The organism is Methylobacter tundripaludum (genome assembly GCF_002934365.1).
Taxonomy (GTDB): Bacteria; Pseudomonadota; Gammaproteobacteria; order Methylococcales; family Methylomonadaceae; genus Methylobacter_A; species Methylobacter_A tundripaludum_A.
Map to the genome: position 1 here is coordinate 368,004 of NZ_PTIY01000001.1, position 18,352 is coordinate 386,355.

General features: G+C 50.2%; 19 protein-coding genes. 4 read left to right on the forward strand and 15 right to left on the reverse strand.

Annotated features, from left to right (window positions below; genetic code table 11):
• Position 1: 1 nt before the first annotated feature.
• The 12 genes from atpA to mnmG all read right to left on the reverse strand — a co-directional run bounded on the left by atpA (position 2) and on the right by mnmG (position 8,902).
• Positions 2–1,543 carry a F0F1 ATP synthase subunit alpha gene (gene atpA / locus B0F88_RS01725; RefSeq protein WP_104422201.1) on the reverse strand — a complete coding sequence of 514 codons (1,542 nt, stop codon included), beginning with the start codon at positions 1,541–1,543 and terminating at the stop codon, positions 2–4.
• 20 nt (positions 1,544–1,563) lie between these two features.
• Positions 1,564–2,094 (reverse strand): F0F1 ATP synthase subunit delta, encoded by a 531-nt coding sequence (locus B0F88_RS01730; RefSeq protein ID WP_104422202.1) that lies wholly within the window; start codon positions 2,092–2,094, stop codon positions 1,564–1,566.
• Between the two features lie 5 nt (positions 2,095–2,099).
• A complete protein-coding gene (locus tag B0F88_RS01735) occupies positions 2,100–2,573 on the reverse strand; it encodes a F0F1 ATP synthase subunit B (RefSeq protein WP_104422203.1) in 474 nt (157 codons plus the stop codon).
• Between the two features lie 38 nt (positions 2,574–2,611).
• Positions 2,612–2,899 (reverse strand): F0F1 ATP synthase subunit C, encoded by a 288-nt coding sequence (gene atpE / locus B0F88_RS01740; RefSeq protein ID WP_006891456.1) that lies wholly within the window; start codon positions 2,897–2,899, stop codon positions 2,612–2,614.
• A 45-nt stretch (positions 2,900–2,944) separates the two neighbouring features.
• Positions 2,945–3,718: a F0F1 ATP synthase subunit A gene (gene atpB, locus B0F88_RS01745; protein ID WP_104422204.1), complete on the reverse strand. Its 774-nt coding sequence runs from the start codon at positions 3,716–3,718 to the stop codon at positions 2,945–2,947.
• 25 nt (positions 3,719–3,743) lie between these two features.
• Positions 3,744–4,124, reverse strand: coding sequence for an ATP synthase subunit I (locus B0F88_RS01750; protein ID WP_374953564.1), 381 nt, complete (start codon positions 4,122–4,124; stop codon positions 3,744–3,746).
• A gap of 115 nt (positions 4,125–4,239) precedes the next feature.
• A complete protein-coding gene (locus B0F88_RS19275) occupies positions 4,240–4,401 on the reverse strand; it encodes a hypothetical protein (RefSeq protein WP_181049812.1) in 162 nt (53 codons plus the stop codon).
• Positions 4,398–5,264 carry a ParB/RepB/Spo0J family partition protein gene (locus B0F88_RS01755; RefSeq protein ID WP_104422206.1) on the reverse strand — a complete coding sequence of 289 codons (867 nt, stop codon included), beginning with the start codon at positions 5,262–5,264 and terminating at the stop codon, positions 4,398–4,400. Before B0F88_RS01755 ends, B0F88_RS19275 begins: the two co-directional genes overlap by 4 nt.
• A gap of 53 nt (positions 5,265–5,317) precedes the next feature.
• A complete protein-coding gene (locus B0F88_RS01760) occupies positions 5,318–5,599 on the reverse strand; it encodes a hypothetical protein (protein WP_104422207.1) in 282 nt (93 codons plus the stop codon).
• Complete coding sequence (locus B0F88_RS01765; protein WP_104422208.1) at positions 5,596–6,372, reverse strand: ParA family protein; 777 nt, start codon at positions 6,370–6,372, stop codon at positions 5,596–5,598. Before B0F88_RS01765 ends, B0F88_RS01760 begins: the two co-directional genes overlap by 4 nt.
• Complete coding sequence (rsmG, locus tag B0F88_RS01770) at positions 6,372–7,031, reverse strand: 16S rRNA (guanine(527)-N(7))-methyltransferase RsmG (RefSeq protein WP_104422209.1); 660 nt, start codon at positions 7,029–7,031, stop codon at positions 6,372–6,374. The genes B0F88_RS01765 and rsmG overlap by 1 nt, the downstream gene beginning before the upstream one ends.
• A complete protein-coding gene (gene mnmG, locus B0F88_RS01775; protein WP_104422210.1) occupies positions 7,031–8,902 on the reverse strand; it encodes a tRNA uridine-5-carboxymethylaminomethyl(34) synthesis enzyme MnmG in 1,872 nt (623 codons plus the stop codon). The genes rsmG and mnmG overlap by 1 nt, the downstream gene beginning before the upstream one ends.
• Positions 8,903–8,979: 77 nt before the next feature.
• Between mnmG and B0F88_RS01780 the strand changes: the two genes are divergently transcribed.
• The 3 genes from B0F88_RS01780 to B0F88_RS01785 are packed head-to-tail and all read left to right on the forward strand — an operon-like array spanning position 8,980 to position 10,003.
• The gene (locus tag B0F88_RS01780) at positions 8,980–9,231 is read left to right on the forward strand and encodes a DUF7230 family protein (RefSeq protein WP_258076524.1); all 252 of its coding nucleotides are present in this window, start codon (positions 8,980–8,982) and stop codon (positions 9,229–9,231) included.
• A gap of 3 nt (positions 9,232–9,234) precedes the next feature.
• Positions 9,235–9,393, forward strand: a complete 159-nt coding sequence (locus B0F88_RS19280; RefSeq protein WP_181049813.1) for a hypothetical protein — start codon at positions 9,235–9,237, stop codon at positions 9,391–9,393.
• Positions 9,365–10,003 carry a Fic/DOC family protein gene (locus B0F88_RS01785; protein ID WP_104422212.1) on the forward strand — a complete coding sequence of 213 codons (639 nt, stop codon included), beginning with the start codon at positions 9,365–9,367 and terminating at the stop codon, positions 10,001–10,003. The genes B0F88_RS19280 and B0F88_RS01785 overlap by 29 nt, the downstream gene beginning before the upstream one ends.
• A 105-nt stretch (positions 10,004–10,108) precedes the next feature.
• Here B0F88_RS01785 and B0F88_RS01790 read toward each other — a convergent pair whose 3' ends face one another.
• The 3 genes from B0F88_RS01790 to B0F88_RS01800 are packed head-to-tail and all read right to left on the reverse strand — an operon-like array spanning position 10,109 to position 15,287.
• Complete coding sequence (locus B0F88_RS01790) at positions 10,109–11,662, reverse strand: hypothetical protein (protein ID WP_104422213.1); 1,554 nt, start codon at positions 11,660–11,662, stop codon at positions 10,109–10,111.
• A complete protein-coding gene (locus B0F88_RS01795) occupies positions 11,659–13,023 on the reverse strand; it encodes a restriction endonuclease subunit S (RefSeq protein ID WP_146083297.1) in 1,365 nt (454 codons plus the stop codon). Before B0F88_RS01795 ends, B0F88_RS01790 begins: the two co-directional genes overlap by 4 nt.
• Positions 13,024–13,055: 32 nt before the next feature.
• Complete coding sequence (locus tag B0F88_RS01800; protein WP_104422215.1) at positions 13,056–15,287, reverse strand: restriction endonuclease subunit M; 2,232 nt, start codon at positions 15,285–15,287, stop codon at positions 13,056–13,058.
• 393 nt (positions 15,288–15,680) lie between these two features.
• On the opposite strand from B0F88_RS01800, the gene B0F88_RS01805 reads away from it, so the two are divergent.
• A complete protein-coding gene (locus tag B0F88_RS01805; RefSeq protein ID WP_104422216.1) occupies positions 15,681–18,344 on the forward strand; it encodes a cation-translocating P-type ATPase in 2,664 nt (887 codons plus the stop codon).
• Positions 18,345–18,352: the final 8 nt, after the last annotated feature.

Below are 18,352 nucleotides of genomic sequence, written 5' to 3' on the forward strand. Positions count from 1 at the left end.
TTTACCAGCTATGAGTTTTGACGAAAGTCTGAATAGCGGTCAGCATACCCTTTCTTATGTCATCGCTAAAATCGCCCGTTGCATTAATGTTGTTCATTAATTCAGAATGCTCTGCCGCCAAGTACGACTGTAAAGCCGCCTCAAAATCAAGCACCTTGTTAACTTCCACGCCGTCAAGAAATCCTTCATTAGCGGCGAACAATGAAGCGGCCATTTGCGCGACCGACATAGGTGAATATTGATTCTGTTTCATCAGTTCGGTTACGCGTTGACCGCGTTCAATCTGCTTGCGGGTACTTTCATCCAAGTCGGATGCAAACTGTGCGAAAGCCGCCAACTCACGATATTGCGCCAAATCGAGACGTGTACCGCCACCCAATTTCTTGATGATCTTGGTTTGAGCAGCACCACCTACACGCGATACCGATAAACCTGCATTCACCGCAGGCCGGATGCCGGAGTTGAACAAGTTGCTTTCCAGAAATATCTGACCGTCGGTAATTGAGATTACGTTAGTCGGTACAAAAGCCGATACGTCGCCGCCTTGAGTTTCAATAATAGGCAATGCAGTTAATGACCCTGTTTTGCCTTTTACCTTGCCGCCGGTCAGTTTCTCAACTTCGGCTGCATTAATCCGTGACGCTCTTTCCAGCAAACGGGAATGCAAGTAAAACACGTCCCCTGGATACGCTTCGCGGCCTGGCGGACGACGCAACAACAAGGAAATCTGACGGTAAGCCCAAGCTTGCTTGGTTAAATCATCATAAATGATCAGCGCATCTTCGCCGCGATCCCTGAAAAACTCACCCATCGAACAACCTGTATAAGGTGCGATAAATTGCAGCGCGGCCGATTCCGATGCCGATGCCGACACGATGATCGTGTGTTCCATCGCGCCATGCTCTTCAAGCTTACGAACCACGTTCGCAATTGATGAACGTTTTTGACCGATAGCCACATAGATACATTTAATGCCTGTACCTTTTTGATTGATAATCGCATCAACCGCAATAGCCGTTTTACCGGTTTGTCTGTCGCCGATGATTAACTCGCGCTGGCCGCGGCCTACCGGAATCATCGCGTCGATAGATTTCAAGCCCAATTGCACGGGCTGATCAACCGATTGACGGGCAATTACCCCAGGAGCGATTTTTTCAATCGGCGAAGTTTCGGTGGTTTCGATAGCGCCCTTGCCGTCGATAGGATTACCCAGCGCATCAACGACGCGACCCAGCAATGCTTCCCCGACAGGAACTTCCAGAATTTTTCCGGTGCATTTTACGGTGTCGCCTTCCGAGATATGCTGGTATGGACCTAATACCACCACACCCACGGAATCTCTTTCAAGGTTAAGCGCCATGCCAAAGGTGTTGCCTGGAAATTCCAGCATCTCGCCTTGCATCGCTTCCGAAAGGCCATGCACTCGCACAATACCGTCAGTCACACTGACGACGGTACCTTCGGTGTGAGACTCGGCGCTCAAGTCGAAGTTTTCGATCTTCTTTTTAATCAGATCACTTATTTCAGATGGGTTTAATTGCATGTTCTGTTTCTCGCTCTAGTTTAGAGTCGTTTTGCTAATTGTTGAAGCTGGCCTTTAATGGAACCGTCAATCACCCTGTCGCCTGCACGTACCACTACGCCGCCGATTAAAGATTTATCCACGGTCACATTCATATGGACTTTTTTGCTTAGCGTTTTTTCCAGCGTTGAAGTGAAACCTTGCTTTTCTTCTTTGGAGAAGGCGTAAGCAGTTGTCACTTCAACATCGACATAACCTTCGCTTTCCGCCCTATAGGCTTCAAATAAATACGCAATAGTCGGCGCCAAAGTTAACCGGTTGTTTTGAATTAGTAATTTCAGAAAATTCGCACCTTCTTCATTTACGTGTTCCTGGCAAATATCGAGCATCAACTCAGACAACCTCGCGTTACTTACTTTGGGGTTATCCACTACAACAGAAATCTCTTTATCATTCAGCACAGCCGATATAAACGCCAAACTTTTCGACCACTTTTCTGTAGTACCAGTCTCCAAGGCTCGCTTGAATACCGCTGCTGCATAGGGCCTTGCCAATGTTGCCAGTTCGCTCATTATGCTTAACCCAATTGATTAGAAATTTTGCTCAGGATGTCTTGGTGCTTGGTTTTATCGATTTCCGCACTCAGAACCTGTTCCGCTGCCAGCAAAGCCAAGGCCGATACCTCTTTACGCAAACTTTCTTTAGCCTGTTGTTTTTCCTGCTCAATCTGCGCCTTTGCCACCTGAAGCAAACGCTCGCCTTCTTTTTTGGCGGTGTCTTTTGATGCTTCGACAAGTTCATTGGCACGTTTTTGAGCCAGATTCACAATCTCCGAAGACTGTTCTTTGGCTTCTTTTAAAACGCCTTTGGCTTTTTTCTCCGCCAAATGCATCTGTTCCTGACCTTTTTCAGCGGCAGCCAAACCATCGGCAATTTTCTTTTTACGTTCTTCTAAAGAGTCAAATAAAGGCGGCCATATGTACTTCATGGTAAACCATACCAGAAGTGCAAAGGTTATCATTTGCCCAATCAGAGTAGCATTGATACTCACGATGCGTTCCTCTTGTTGCTATTAAAGTTAAACGGCTATTAACCCGCTGCCGCAGCTGTTACAGCAGACAGGAATGGGTTAGCGAAGGTAAAGAACAGCGCCAAGCCAACGCCGATCATGGTTACCGCGTCTAACAGACCCGCAACAACAAACATTTTTACTTGCAGCATAGGAACCATTTCAGGTTGACGAGCAGCACCTTCCAGGAATTTTCCACCTAACAGACCGAAGCCTATCGCTGTTCCTAAAGCGCCCATACCCAGAACCAGACCCACTGCGATAGCAGTCATGCCTTGTACATCAGCAATCAATTTTGCAATTTCCATGAAACCTCCAAACCTATAGTTAATTATAAAAAAGTTAAAAAATCTTTAATGATCTTCGTGCGCCATACTCAGGTAAACAATGGTCAATACCATGAATATAAATGCCTGTAGCGTGATAATTAAAATATGAAAAACAGCCCAGGGAAAACTCAACACCGGCTGAATATACCAAGGCAATAAAGCGATCAAAATAAAGATCAGCTCACCCGCATACAGGTTTCCGAATAAACGAAGCGCCAATGAAATGGGCTTTGCAATTTCTTCTACTAACTTTAACAGCAGATTGAAGGGTAACAACCAAGGGCCGAATGGCTGGAACATCAGTTCTTTAGCAAACCCCCAAGGGCCTTTTACTTTAATGCTGTAGAAAATAATCAGACAGAACACGGAAATTGACATTGCAAATGTTGCATTCAAATCCGTACTTGGAACGACGCGCAGGTATTCAATGCCCATCATCGAACCGATTAACGGCAATATATCAACCGGGAACAAGTCCATGAAGTTCCACAGGAATACCCAGCAAAAAATGGTCAATGCCAAAGGCGCGATTAATTTGTTTTTACCGTGGAAGCTATCTTTAACCTGGGTATCGACAAACTCAATCAGCATTTCTACAAAATTCTGAATCAATCCTGGCACGCCGGCGGTAGCCTTTTCTGCCGCCATCTTAAAAAACCAGACAAACAGGCCGCCCAGAACCGCTGAGAAAAACAAGGTATCCAGATTCAATGCCCAGAAACCCTCGCCCACGGTTAGCGAAGTTAAATGGTGAATAATATAACCGGTTGCACCTTCGGCATGAGCTTCGGTAGCCATCGTTCCTCTCTAAGTATAAATAATGTCAGCGCATCAACAGCGCAAACCAAAAAACCGATAAAGCTGCTACGTATACTGCGAGCAGCGGTAATATTTCTATGTTTGGAAGCTGGAAAATCATAAAGAACAGCGCGGCTGTTAACAATAACTTGCCTGATTCCCCGGCATAAAAAGATCTTACGATCTTTCTTGCTTCCTGCCCTGCGGATCGATATACCCGCAATGCAAAATACAGATTCGGAATAAACGCCGCCGCCCCGCCTAAAGCCGCCGATAAAGCGTAAGGCCTACCTCCTGCCAGGGCAAATCCTGCCGTCATTAGCGCTATCATAAGGATTTGATAACTTATGATTTTACTGACAGTAGTGCGCTTTGTATTGACCACTCTCAATTCCATACTCAACATCGGGGGAATTATATCTAGCGGACTCCATTAAATCAAGGAAGATTGATGTACCGTATGGTTTATATTCTGATTCCCTTGTACACTTGATCTTTTGAGCATGATCTATTAAAAAAAATCATGCCAAGCCGTAGCGTAAAGACGCACCTGAACAACCTTTTGCTATACGCTCACCGCCCATAAGCGGTTTAGATAGAAAAGCGGCAGGCATCGAAAGCTCAAACAATAAACTCAGGGCCGCTTTTGATCGCTCTTCATCCGCCAGCATATTACCTGTCACGCTCTAATCTGCTCAAGAATCCCATCCAGCTCTTCCAAACTGGAATAAGCGATGACCAGCTTTCCGCCGCCATTTTCCTTATGCTCAATGACTACTTTTGCCCCCAGTTTCGCGGTCAGGTCCTCCTGCAAACGCAAGGTATCGTTGTCTATTACCTTTACCTTAGGGGGTTTTGGCTCGGCTTGGCTGTCTTTAACCAGACGCTCCGCCGCCCTGACCGTTAAGCCCTCCTTGACGATCTTGTTGGCCGCAGCCACTTGCTTCGGGCCATCCAAAGACAGCAGCGCTCTCGCATGGCCCATTTCCAGCTGCCTGTTGATCAAGAACTTTTTCACGTCCGGGTGCAAATCGATCAATCTCAATAAATTGGTCACCGTCGCGCGCGACTTGCCGACTGCATCGGCAACTTGCTGATGGGTCATTTCAAACTCGTCCAACAGCCGCCTTAACGCTTCGGCCTCTTCCAAAGGATTCAGGTCTTCCCGCTGGATATTCTCGATCAGCGCTATCGCCATTGCGGTGCGGTCGTCTATCTCCTTGATGACCACCGGAACCTGCTGCAACCCGGCTAATTGCGCGGCCCGCCAACGCCGCTCACCGGCAATAATTTCGTACCTGTCCGGGGCAATCTTACGCACCACAACCGGCTGTATGATGCCTTGCGCTTTGATGGAATCGGCCAGTTCTTGCAGTTTTTCGGGGTTAATATCTTTTCTTGGCTGATACTTGCCCCGCTGCATGTATTCGACCGGCAGGGTGTGCAGCTGATGGCCTTCCCCGGTGTCGCCGTGATCGTCTTTACCGGAAACACTGCCCAATAAAGCGTCCAGCCCTCGATTTAATCCCCGTTTTTTCACAGCCATAATTCAATTTTTCTCTTTTTTAACATTTCACCGGCAATGCCCGTTGCGCTGATTTACGATAAATCAGCGCGGACTATCGCTTCAAATTCTTCTATCAACTTTCTTAGAGCCTCGGCTTCCGCCAACAGAGTAAGATGCTCTCTTTGAATGTCCTTAAAAAAGGCCATCAGCATTGCCGCTTGTCCACCTGCTTCCCCGGCGCTCTGCATTTCATCCTGATCCGCATCTTTAGCTCCCGGATAAGCGCCCGCTTGCCCAGTCTTCGGCTGATGCTTTTCCTCTTCCGCCAACAAAGCTTCAAGCCCCCGACCTAGTCCACGTTTTTTTAAAGTCATTTGCTGGATTTTTTTTCTTTTCTGATCATTTCACCCGCCAATGCGATATAGGCCACAGACCCGCGCGACGATTTATCGTAACTCAACACCGGTAAACCGTGACTTGGGGATTCCGCCAAGCGAATGTTTCTTGGAATGCAGGTTCGGAATACCTTATCGCCGAAATAGCGGATCAATTGCTCCGATACGTCCTTGGTCAGGCGATTTCTGTCGTCATACATGGTTCGCAGGATACCTTCCAGATGCAGCTCGGGATTAACGCTGTCCTGGATGTTTTTCAAGGTGCTCATTAACGCGGACAAGCCTTCCAACGCATAGTATTCGCATTGCATCGGTATCAACAGGCTGTTGGCGGCGACCATCGCATTTAAGGTCAGCATGTTCAACGAAGGCGGACAATCGATCAGAATAAAATCATAGTCCGCTTTGATCGGAATCAAGGCGTCGGCCAGCCGCCGCTCTTTATGATCGGCATGCATCAACTCCACTTCGGCCGCCGTCAGGTCTGAATTGCCCGGAATCACCGAAAAACCGATCTCGGGCAGCTTGATGACCGTTTCCGACGCAGGCACTTCTTCCATCAACAAATCGTAGCTGGAATATTTAACTTCCTGCTTATCGATGCCGCAGCCCATCGCCGCATTACCCTGCGGATCAAGGTCCACCAGCAATACGCGCCGGTTAGCCGCAGCCAGCGAAGCCGCCAGATTTACGCTGGTGGTGGTTTTTCCTACACCGCCTTTTTGGTTGGTTATGGCAATTATTTTTCCCACTAGCTTACCTCGACCTGTTCAGGTGATTGTATTCGTACCAGACATCGTTCAACGTCAGCCCCCGGAACGCTAACCGATATGACGGATTTTTTGGCTGTTATCTCTGCCAGCTCTGCATCCAGACTCTGCCCCTTCATTGCCAGCAACACGCCATCCTTGACCAGCAAATGCGCAGTCAGTTTCACTATATCGGGCAAGCTGGCGAACGCCCTGGTAAGAACCGCATCATACGCGGGCTCAGGATGATAATTTTCCACGCGGCTATGCACAACTGCTACGTTTTTAAGCTTTAACTCCAGAACGACCTGTTGCACAAACCGGGTTTTTTTGGCATTGCTGTCAAGCAAGGTAAAGCTAGTTTCGGGCAGGCAGATCGCCAACGGAATGCCGGGCAGCCCTGCCCCGGTGCCAATATCGATGATGCGTTTGCCCTCGACATGCGGAACAATCGCCAAGCTGTCCAGTATATGCAGCCGCGCCATCTCTTCCCTATCCCGTATCGCGGTCAGATTATAGGCTTTATTCCACTTTTCAATCAGCTTTATAAAATCAAGCAACTGATCGACTTGATGGTCAGTTACGTTTAGGTTTAATTCGGCTATCCCGGAGACCAGGATTTTTCGGCAGTCACTTCGACTTTGCTCAGGACAGGCTTTCATCAGGCGCTTTTCTTCTTTAGATAAACCAGCAACAGGGAAATTGCGGCCGGAGTAATACCGGGGATACGCGAGGCCTGGCCCAAGGTTTCCGGCCGCTGCTTTTTAAGCTTCTCGCTGACTTCATTGGACAGGCCGGGTACGCCGCTGTAATCGATCACCTCAGGCAAACGCAGGTGATCGTAGCGCAAGGCTTTGTCGATCTCGGTTTGCTGTCTGTCGATGTAACCGGCATATTTGGCCTGAATTTCAACCTGCTCGGCTACCTGCGGATCTATATCCCCGGCATCGTCCATAAACGACAGCAGTTGCCGAATATCCACTTCCGGGCGGCGCAGCAAATCCATCAGATTGGCTTCCCGCATTAACGGCTTGCCCCAATATTGCTCGACTTGGCCCGCCTGTTCCGTTTCCGTCCTGACCCATTTCTTTTTCAGCTCGCCCTGCAACTGAGCGATCGCAGCCCGCTTGGTCTCGAAAGCCTGCCAGCGCTCGTCGTCAACCAAGCCCAACTCCCTGCCTTTTTCGGTCAGGCGCAAATCGGCGTTGTCTTCCCTCAGCAGCAAGCGGTATTCAGCGCGGCTGGTGAACATCCGGTACGGCTCTTGGGTGCCGCGCGTAATCAAATCGTCGATCATCACGCCGATATAGGCTTCATCGCGCCCCGGACACCAGCTGTCGAGGCCTTTAACCAGGCGCGCCGCATTGAGTCCCGCGATCAAGCCTTGAGCCGCCGCTTCTTCATAACCGGTGGTGCCGTTGACTTGCCCGGCGAAAAACAGCGCGTCCATATGCTTGGTTTCCAATGACGACTTCAAATCCCTGGGATCGAAAAAGTCGTATTCGATCGCATAACCGGGGCGCAAGATTTCGGCGTTCTCAAAACCCAGCATCGAGCGCACCAGCTCATATTGCACATCAAAAGGCAAGCTGGTCGAGATGCCGTTGGGGTAAATCTCATGGGTATTCAAGCCTTCCGGCTCGACAAAAATCTGGTGCGAATCCCGGTCGGCAAAGCGCACGACCTTGTCTTCAATCGACGGGCAATAACGCGGCCCGACGCCCTCGATAATCCCGGAATACAGCGGCGAACGATCCAGGCCGGAACGGATAATGTCGTGGGTTTTGTTATTGGTGCGGGTGATATGACACGGAATCTGCCGGGGATGATGCTCGCGCTTGCCGAGAAACGAAAACACCGGCACCGGATCATCGCCGTGCTGCTCTTCCAGCTTGCTAAAGTCGATAGTCCGGCCGTCGATACGCGGCGGCGTGCCGGTTTTTAAACGGTCGATCCTGAACGGCAATTCCCTTAAACGCTCGGCCAACGCAATCGAGGCCGGATCGCCCGCGCGGCCGCCGCTGTAATTTTCCAGGCCGATATGTATTTTGCCGCCCAAGAAAGTGCCGGTGGTTAAAACCACGGCTCTTGCGCTAAAGTTCAAGCCCATTTGGGTTTTAACCCCGGCAACCCTGCCGCCTTCGACGATCAAATCGGACACGGTTTGCTGAAACAAAGCCAGATTGGGCTGGTTTTCCAGCGCCGTTCTTACCGCCTGCTTGTAAAGCTGACGGTCCGCCTGGGCGCGGGTCGCCCGAACTGCCGGGCCTTTGCTCGCATTCAAAGTGCGAAACTGGATGCCGCCATGATCGATAGCCCGCGCCATTACCCCGCCTAATGCATCGACTTCCTTAACCAAATGCCCCTTGCCTATCCCGCCAATCGCCGGGTTGCAGCTCATTTGCCCCAGGGTGTCGATATTTTGCGTCAACAACAATGTGTTCGCGCCGCACCGGGCCGAAGCCAACGCCGCTTCCGTACCCGCATGACCGCCGCCAACCACGATGACATCAAAGTCTTTTCTAAATTTCACTAGCGCTATGTACTCTTAAAAAATGGTATATTACTGCTGTGTGGATTCACACAAACTTGACATATTATAAGAGGTAAATGATGAAAAAACGTAAAAATCCGAAAGGGCCGCAAATTGCCCCTATTCAAAACCTGGTCGCGAAGCACGCGCACCTGTTTAACAAGGCGCAGACTTTTTGCGATAAAAGCAAATACAGCCGCAAAGCAAAGCACCCACGGCAGGAGGCTAGTCCAATGGTTCCAGGCGGAGTTATTGGACTAGCCTCTTGTTTTATCCTAAGCAGGGCTTCAGCCGTATTTCCTGCCGGATTACTTATCACGGGAAGATAACTCATGCCCACCAATCCCAAACTGGATGAAATGCTCATTAAAGCCGTACAAACATCCATGCGCATCGAAGGCTATCAGCCTGTACGCACCGAACAGCTTAGGCAACAGGCAAAACAGTTGATGGAGCAAAAAGGTGTCCAAGTATCAGTTCAAAGCAAGTGACATTTATCTGCCAGGCACAGACATCCCTAAAAATCGCTTAGGAATAGATGATGCCGAACTGTTGCATGAAATCGAAACAAACCTGTTAATAGCTTCCTATAGAATTCAAGTATCAGAGCTACAACCCGACACGCGATTTGATGAAGCCTATTTTATCGGCTTGCATAAACACACCTTTGCCAGCCTATACGATTGGGCGGGAGAATACCGTAGCGAGGATATGAGCAAAGGCGGAAGCTTGTTTTGTTTGGCACAGCACCTCCCTGCACAGATGAAACGGTTATTCCACAATCTGGAGCAAGAGCAGTTTTTGAGACAAGCCAACAGTGCGGCTAAGGAACATTTTGCCGAGCGGCTGGCCTACTACCAATGCGAGCTGATTGCCCTTCATCCCTTTTATGAACTTAATGGCCGCATCACCCGGCAGTTTTTCGACCTGATTGCCATTGCCAACGGCTATTACCCGATTGACTATAGCCAAGCCCTGAACCAAGACGCGTCTCCCAATCCTTATATTGAAGCGTCGATTGCTTGTGTGCAAAGGGCCGATAATCGTCAATTACAGCGATTCATCCTTGATGGACTAACCCGCATGGATGAATCCATATGAAATGCATCTTCACACTTGTATTAAACACCATGGATTTTACTGTCATGCACAATGCAAAACCTGATACTGCTGTTGATTCACTGGTACTTTACGGCTGAATTCAAATCATGCGCCAAACTCCAACTCATAGTAAATCGCTATATGCTTCTTCAGTTGTTCACGCAGGCTGTTAGTGTCAGACACACGGATTTGCTTGAAATTGTTAAGGTTAAAACCTACATCCTTAGCAACTTCACCAATACCATCATTGTGCAGCAACAGAAAATTTTCATGAGGTAATTCCCGCCCCTGATTCAATCCCATCAAAAAACCGATTTCATGGTAAACGTTCTTGTTACCGCCTGTTAAATCGGCTATCAGATAGCCAGAGTCATCAATAAGGCGCAGTATTTCCGCAGTGATTTGATACGAAAAGCCGGTGTCGAATTGATCAATCCGTATTGGCCTTAGCTTAATATCTTGCGTATAAATCTGATTTAGATCGTCAACCGCTGCTTTGATAGCCTCGAAATTTGACTTGGTTTTCTCGTCAAACCACATCGAAACAAAAATTTGCTGTTTTCGCGATTTCGCCACTTTTTCAAAAATACGGATAACGTCTGAAGCATTGATTGCTTGGAGTTCATACAGATGATTTTTCAGCATCCAAGTTTCAAATTGCCGATAGCGTGCTCCGTCCTGAATGGCGAAGAACAGAAAGGCGGAAAATAGTCCAAGCGAGGTAGAACATTGTAGTCGTTCATCCACATAGCTATTGTTGAGCTTCAGAATTGCTTGCAAAAGATCATCCTTATTCGGAAGCAGGCTTACGCCATTCAATCGCTTGCGCTCGACTTGCAGATTCTTTAACGACTCGATTAAAACCGAGCAACGGTTGTCGTCTTGCCCTTCGTGTTGACCGAATACGTCCAGCAGATTGGATAGGTAGGTAAAGTTCAATTCCTTACGTGTTTGGCGGCAAACAACAAATTCAGTCCCAAAATCGCGTTCAAGCACGTCATCGGGAAAGCCTGCTTCATCTTCAATGATACTTCGATAAATTTGTTCGGACGTGAGAGGTTTAGCTTTCGAATTGATATTGTAAAAAAGCGCTTTTTCGATTTGTTCGGCTTGTCCTTGAGTCAACAGCACGATGCAGAACGAGACGGGTTTGCTATTGAGGCGTTGCACGTCGGTCATCGCTTCGAAGGCGCTGATGCGGTGATTGCCGTCAATACGTTTCAGGATTTTGCCTGCTTCCTCGGGCAAGGTGATGTTCGCCCTCGCTAAGCCTGTCGCCGTCTTGGTTCTGGTGACTTTGACGCTTACGCCGTTGATGTTGGACTTGAACGTTTCCCCCTTAAGCACTAATTGCACTGGATCGGCATCGGGCGCACCGGGTTTTTCGTAGTCTGTCTGCAATTCCAGCGACAACACCACTTCCGGGAAAAACAGGTATTCACCGCGCCGGTAAAACGTTTCAATCTCAGTCTGATGCTTAGGGATCAAATCACGTTGATAGCCGGGGTCTGCAATGGATCGAGCGGCAAGCTCGCTGAATTTGGCGTAGCCTCGCACCACCAGAAAACCGCCCAAGGTGTCAGCCAGGACGCCGCGTAAGGTAATAGGCCCGATTGGCGCGCCAACCAGAAAACCGTCTGCGTCATGTTTTAAACTCATACTTCCACCTCGCCAAGAAGCATAGCCTCAATGCGGCGTTTGGCGGTTTCGAGTTCATTTTCTGCTTCAGCAATCAACTGCTTTGATCGCAGACGAATTGAGTTGGCAAATTCTGCAATACTTTTTTGCTTCGCCAGAGGAGGCAGTGGAATATGAATTCGGGAGAGAGCCGCTTGAGTCAGGCTACCCATAATCGCACCAATCTTTTCACGATCAAACTGACTTTGGCATAATTGACTATTCAAGAGTGTAACCAAATACTCACCGGAGACTTTGCTATTATCAAGTTCTATTCTGAACACTTCCGAACTAATTGCAAAACTGTCGTTATGGTCAACCAGTGCCGCAATTCCAAATGAACCTTTACGCGTAAGCAACAACTCTCCTTTTCTGACAATCCCACGCTCAGGCACAGCGGTCACTGGTACCTTTTGCGCCTTATTGGGTGAGATTTCGAATGCTCTTACATCGGCAACTTTTACATAAGGGATGCCGTCTTCAACAAAATCACGGCAATCGATACCATTGTTCATACTGAGAAATAGACGATTTAACGAAACTGTACTGTAACTTCCTGCATCAACGGCTTGTTCAAGTGTATGAAATTGAATATTGAAATAATAAGGATCGAATCGCCATCCCGCCAGCTCTCGACGTTGCACAGTGAAAATGCGGTTGGCGATAGTGTTTTCCGGTTCGAGTGGCAGTGTGATGCCAAGTTCGGTTAGTAGATAGTTATCTATGGAAGCAAGTAAGTCATGAGCCTTTTCTTTAGTCCGATTAAATTTTTGCAGTGATGCTTCCCATTCGGAAATTACTCGTTCCTGACGTGATATTTCTGGAATAGGCGGCATGCGCAATTGGCGAATACGATCAAGCCCTAGCTTAGGAATGGTGGTTTGAATGTAATCACGCGCCATCTGCTTTTGAAGCGGCCTCGAAAGCAGAAGCAGCATTAAGTACTGGGGCAATATGCCATCGACAATGTGTAATTTTGCGCAATTCTCTGTAAGGATGGTTGGTCCTTGGGAGATTTCTTCATTAAATACAGTTATTCGTCCTATAGTGCCCGCAATTGAAATCAATACGTCATCCGTGAAAACACGGTAGCGCTCCAAAGCATCAAATGTCTGCTGGGTAAGCCATTTCATTTCGCCGACCACTGAACCGTTTGCCCCCAAATTATCAACCCGAAGGTAGTACAGCCCCGTTTCTTCCATAGCGTAAGTATCGCCTAACGGAATGCGCTTGCCCCCTTTAACGCTGGCAATTCTGCCAACTTTACTCCATCCAGCAAGAGAATATCCAAGCCCTCGATGATAGTTTGGGTCATATCGGGATTCTGTTTGCCCCCAACTCACAATGAAGAATTTGTCTTCATTGAGGCCGGGGGTTAGGCAAAAGGGCGCGTGTCTCCTTGTTCAAGATGCTCCAAAAACCGCGCTAATTCACTAGCTACGATCTCTAGTTCATTGGTCGCCGTTGGCCTGCCGGTGGCGTCGTAGCCAATATCTTCGGCAATCGCCATGAAGATCGGGTAATCCTCAAGCTGCTGTTTGACCTTGGCGAGAAAGTCGTCTTCCAGCGTTTCGCGCAGATTGGCGATGCGCTCGTTATAATCGTCGCTGGTGGCTTGGTGCCAGTCTTTGTAAGCTTCGCTTTCCTTGTGCGCGGTGATGTCGGCTTTGGCTTGCGCCTTGAATTCGCGCTTGTCCGCCGCAGTAAGATTCCCCTGGGCTTCGAATGCGTCGAGCTTGGCGACCAAATCGTCTTCAATCTGCCGGATAACGGCATCGCCGCGCTTGAGCGCGGTTTTCTTTTCTTCGATTAACGCTTCCAGCGCAGCGCCCAACGCTTTGTCGGCAAACAAATCATCCTGGGCTTGGGTTTTGATGGCTTTGATTGTGGCGGTCGTGGCCGCGTTGTATTTTTTCAGGAACAGCACCGAACTTTTTACCCCCGCGCCGTTGGCGGCAAAGGCAAATTGCGGCAGCGAGACGACGGCGACGATGCGCCAGTGCTCTTCAATCCAATTGCGCACATATTGCATTGAGCTGTTGGTCAGGATGCTGTCGGGAATGACCATCGCCAACATACCGCCGGGCTTCAAGAAACGGTGGCATTGCTCGATGAACAGCACTTCGGTGGTTTGCTGGTCGCGGGTCGTTTCGCGCAACAGATTAACGTTGTTGATTTTGGCGTCTATCCAGTCGATGCCTTTTTTGCCCAAGGCGTAATTTTCCAGGTAGCGTTTTTCGGCAAACTTAACCTTGGAGCCGAACGGCGGGTTGGTGATGATGTAGTCGAAGCCGTTTTCCTTGAAGCCTTTATTTTTGCTCCGTTCGCGCAAGGTATCGATGGCTTCCAGGCCATCGGAGGCGATAACGTTGGTATGGCCGTCGTCATGGATGATCATGTTCATCTTGGCGGTGCGGGCGATACCTTCCGAGATTTCGATGCCGTAAAGATTATGCTCGGCAAAATCGTGCCAGAAATCGAAATGTTCTTTATAGCCTTCGGGCGTGGCCGGGTCGAAATAGCCTTGTTGCGCTTTGAGGTCGGCCTGTTTGCGCACTTTGTCCAGCGCATGCAGTAAAAAACCGCCGCTTCCACAGGAAGTATCGAGCACGATGCTGTCATTATTGATCGGCAAGGCATCGACGATGAACTGGACGATTTTGCGCGGGGTAAAATATTGGCCAAACTCGCCCCGGAAAAAACCGGTCATGAACGTCTCAAATGCGCGGCCTTTACTGTCCAGGTCGGTTTTATTCAGGTTTGTCGCCGCCAAGTAACCGACCACGGTTTGCAATTCGGCATTGGACAAGCGAATGTCCTCTTTGAACACTTCGGCGTCTTTTTTCCGCCCTTCCAGATACAAGTCATGGATACGATGCTTGAGCGCATCGCCTTTGTCGTCACTGAAAATCTGAAAGTTATACGGGTCGCCGTTTATACGTTTGATGCGTTCGTCCCAGATTTTGCAGAAAATCAGCTTGTCCAGTTCATCGAAAGCTTCCGCCGGATTACGTTTACCGCCCGCCCACAGCGCGTCATGGGCTTGTTTGAAGATGCGGGTCAGTTCGTTTTCTTCAACGGTTTTCAGCTCAAAACCGCCGATGCCGCCTTTAACGTACTTGAATCGGGAAACTTCCTTGCCGGGACGCGGCAAATCGGCCAGACGGTTGGCATGACGCTCTTTGGGTGCAACGCGGTCGCGGCGGAAGTAGTCGTTGCGAATGCCGGAGGTCATCCAAACGAAATCGGCATCCATTGAGTTGGCGTAACCGAAGGCTTGTTCAACGCCTTGATCGAGCTCCCCCTGGCTGGCTTCTTCGCGTTTGCATTCAACGGTAATCAAAGGCTTTTTGAGGGTTTTGTCGGCGTAGACAACAATGTCTGAAAATACATTGGGGACACGATGCTCAACGGCCACTTCAATATCGATTTGTTCGGGCGTGTAGCCATATTCCAATACCAAGGAAAGATACGCGCGGGCGCGAACTTTTTCTTCCGGGTCGGTAAAACGTAAACGTTTATTTTGGGTTTTGTAGCTAATGTTTTTCTGCTCTGCATCGAAGGAAACAAGTCCCTTCGCGATACCTTGTTCGATAAGGTAATCCATAGTTATTTCTCTTTGAAATTTAAGTCAGTCAATTTTGAAACGCAGCAAAGTGTAATTCGTAGCTCCCTTTCGACCAAGCATTAATCTTGCCGCACCGACCCTAGGTACTCATCCATGGCATTGAATACCCGCTCCCGACAAGCATGACGAACTTGCGTAAATCTGCTAAAGAAGTTTTATGCTATGGTATCCTCCCTAAAGTTAGACAACTGAATGTTCTGATAGACAAAAACCGCACCATCCGACCTTTCAAAAACGATCATTAAATAGCCCGAACAAAGACCCTCTTAAAACACCAATATCCGCACTATCTTATTTTCATTTTTTAAGGGATATTACAATCATCATATAAATTGAGATACTTGTAGCGTCTGTTTTACAGGAGGTCAAACCTTGACCAAGCGACCAAAGATTCAAAAACCACAAACTTCCGCACCCCCCTGGCATCTCCTTGAACCCTGGCAAACCACCGCGTGGCTCAAAGTCAACCCTGAAAACGGCCTGGATCATCAGGAGGCAAAGGAACGTCTCGAGACCTACGGCCCAAACGCCATCCAGGAACAACGCCGCAAAGGACCGATTCGGATGTTTTTGGGGCAATTCGCCGATTTCATGATCATCGTGCTGATTTTGGCCTGTATCGTTTCGGGCTTGCTCGGCGAGATGACGGATGCGGTCGTCATCCTCGTCATCATCGTGTTGAACGCCATCATCGGCTTCGTTCAGGAGTACAGTGCGGAAAAAGCCGTGGCCGCGCTCAAACGCTTGTCCAGCCCCACCGCGCAGGTGCTGCGGGAGGGAAAAACCAAAACTATCGCGGCGCATGAGCTGGTTCCCGGCGACCTGGTCATGCTTGAAGCGGGCAATGTCGTCCCGGCCGACCTCAAGCTATTGGACGTGGCGAGGCTCAAGGTGGAAGAGGCGGCGCTGACCGGCGAATCGCTGCCGGTCGAAAAATCGGAGGCGCTGATACGGGAATTGGATTCACCTCTCGGCGACCGGCTCAATATGGCGTACAAGGGAACTATTGCGACCTACGGCCGCGGCGTCGGCGTCGTCATCGCCACGGGGATGAACACCGAGCTCGGTAAAATCGCCGAACTCCTGCGCCAGGAAAAAGAGACTAAAACCCCGCTGCAACAACGCCTTGCCAGCTTCGGCATGCGCCTTGCCCTTTTGGTTTTAGCCGTCTGCGCGATTATTTTCGTAGTGGGTTTACTGCGCGGCGAAGAGCCCGTACTGATGTTTTTGACCGCCGTCAGTCTGGCGGTGGCAGCCATCCCTGAAGCCCTGCCCGCCGTAGCTACGGTGACCTTGGCGATGGGCGCGCGCAAGCTGGTCGTGAAAAACGCGCTGATACGGAGGCTGCCCGCCGTGGAAACCTTGGGTTCGGTAACCTTCATCTGCTCGGACAAGACCGGCACGCTGACGCAAAACCGGATGCATGCCGAAGCGTTTTACGCCGAACAGCGTTTGCGGGAAAGCATAGACCCCGATTTTCCGGCCCCGTTGTTACGGGCGCTGGCCCTGAACAACGACGCCCGCCGCGACCACGGCGGTCAATTGCTGGGCGACCCCACCGAAATCGCTTTGTACGAAGCGGCCGAAAGCGTGGGCTATGTTGGCGCGAACCTAGTCAAGGACGCGCCTCGGCTGGACGAGATCCCTTTCGATTCCGAGCGCAAACTGATGACCACGCTGCATCAGGAAAACGGCGAACTTGTCGCTTACACCAAAGGCGCGCCGGAAAATGTGCTGCCTCGCTGCGTTAACCAATGGCTCGGCAACGGCCCGCAGCCTTTGTCTATGGAGACGGCATTGGCCGCTGCCGAGCAAATGGCCGAGGAAGGCCTGCGGGTGCTGGCCCTGGCATACCGGCAGTTCCCTGAACAACCGCAAACGCTGGATGCCGATTCTATCGAAAGCGGGCTCATTTTCCTGGGTTTGGTTGGACTGATGGACCCACCGCGCCCGGAAGCCAAGGAAGCGGTCGCGCTATGCAAGACTGCGGGAATCACGCCGGTCATGATTACCGGCGACCACCCGGCGACCGCCCGCGCCATCGCGATCAGGCTCGGCATCGTCGATGACGGCGGCAAGGTGCTGACCGGGTCGCAACTGGCCCGGATGAATCTTGAGGAATTCGAGAAGCAAGTCGAGGACGTTCGTATTTATGCCCGCGTTGCGCCGGAGCAAAAGATCAAAATCGTCAAGGCGCTACAGGACAAGGGGGAATTCGTAGCGATGACCGGGGATGGCGTCAACGATGCGCCGGCGTTGAGAGCGGCCAATATCGGCATCGCGATGGGCAAGATCGGCACGGATGTGGCGCGGGAGGCCTCGCATATGGTGCTGCTGGACGATAATTTCGCCACCATCGTGACCGCGGTGCGCGAAGGGCGGCGGATTTTCGACAACATCCGCAAATTCATCAAATATGCGATGACCTGCAACTCGGCGGAAATCTGGACGCTGTTTCTGGCGCCTTTTCTGGGCTTGCCGATCCCGCTGCTGCCTATCCACATCCTCTGGATCAATCTGGTTACCGATGGCTTGCCGGGCCTGGCCCTGGCCGTCGAACCGGAAGAACGGGGCATCATGGAACGGCCGCCCCGCGGCCCCCAGGAAAGCATCTTTGCGCAAGGCATGTGGCAACATATTCTGTGGATCGGCCTGCTGATGGGCGGCGTTTCCTTATTCGCCCAAGGCTGGGCTTATTCTACCGGTTCCGCCCGCTGGCAGAGCATGGTGTTTACAGTGCTGGCCCTGTCGCAGATGGGGCATGTCTTGGCGATCAGATCGGAGCGGGAATCGCTGTTCAGCCAGGGCCTGTTTTCCAACATGCCGCTGTTAGGCTCGGTGCTGTTGACCTTTTGCCTGCAAATGGCGGTGTTGTATGTGCCGGCGTTGCAGCCGATCTTCAAGACCGAAGCCTTGAGCCTCGATGAACTGTTGCTCTGTCTGGCGCTTTCTTCGGTCGTGTTCTTTGTCGTGGAAGTCGAAAAATGGCTGCGCCGCCGGGGCTGGATTTACCGAAACGGGCCGAAAGATTTGTAATCGCAGGT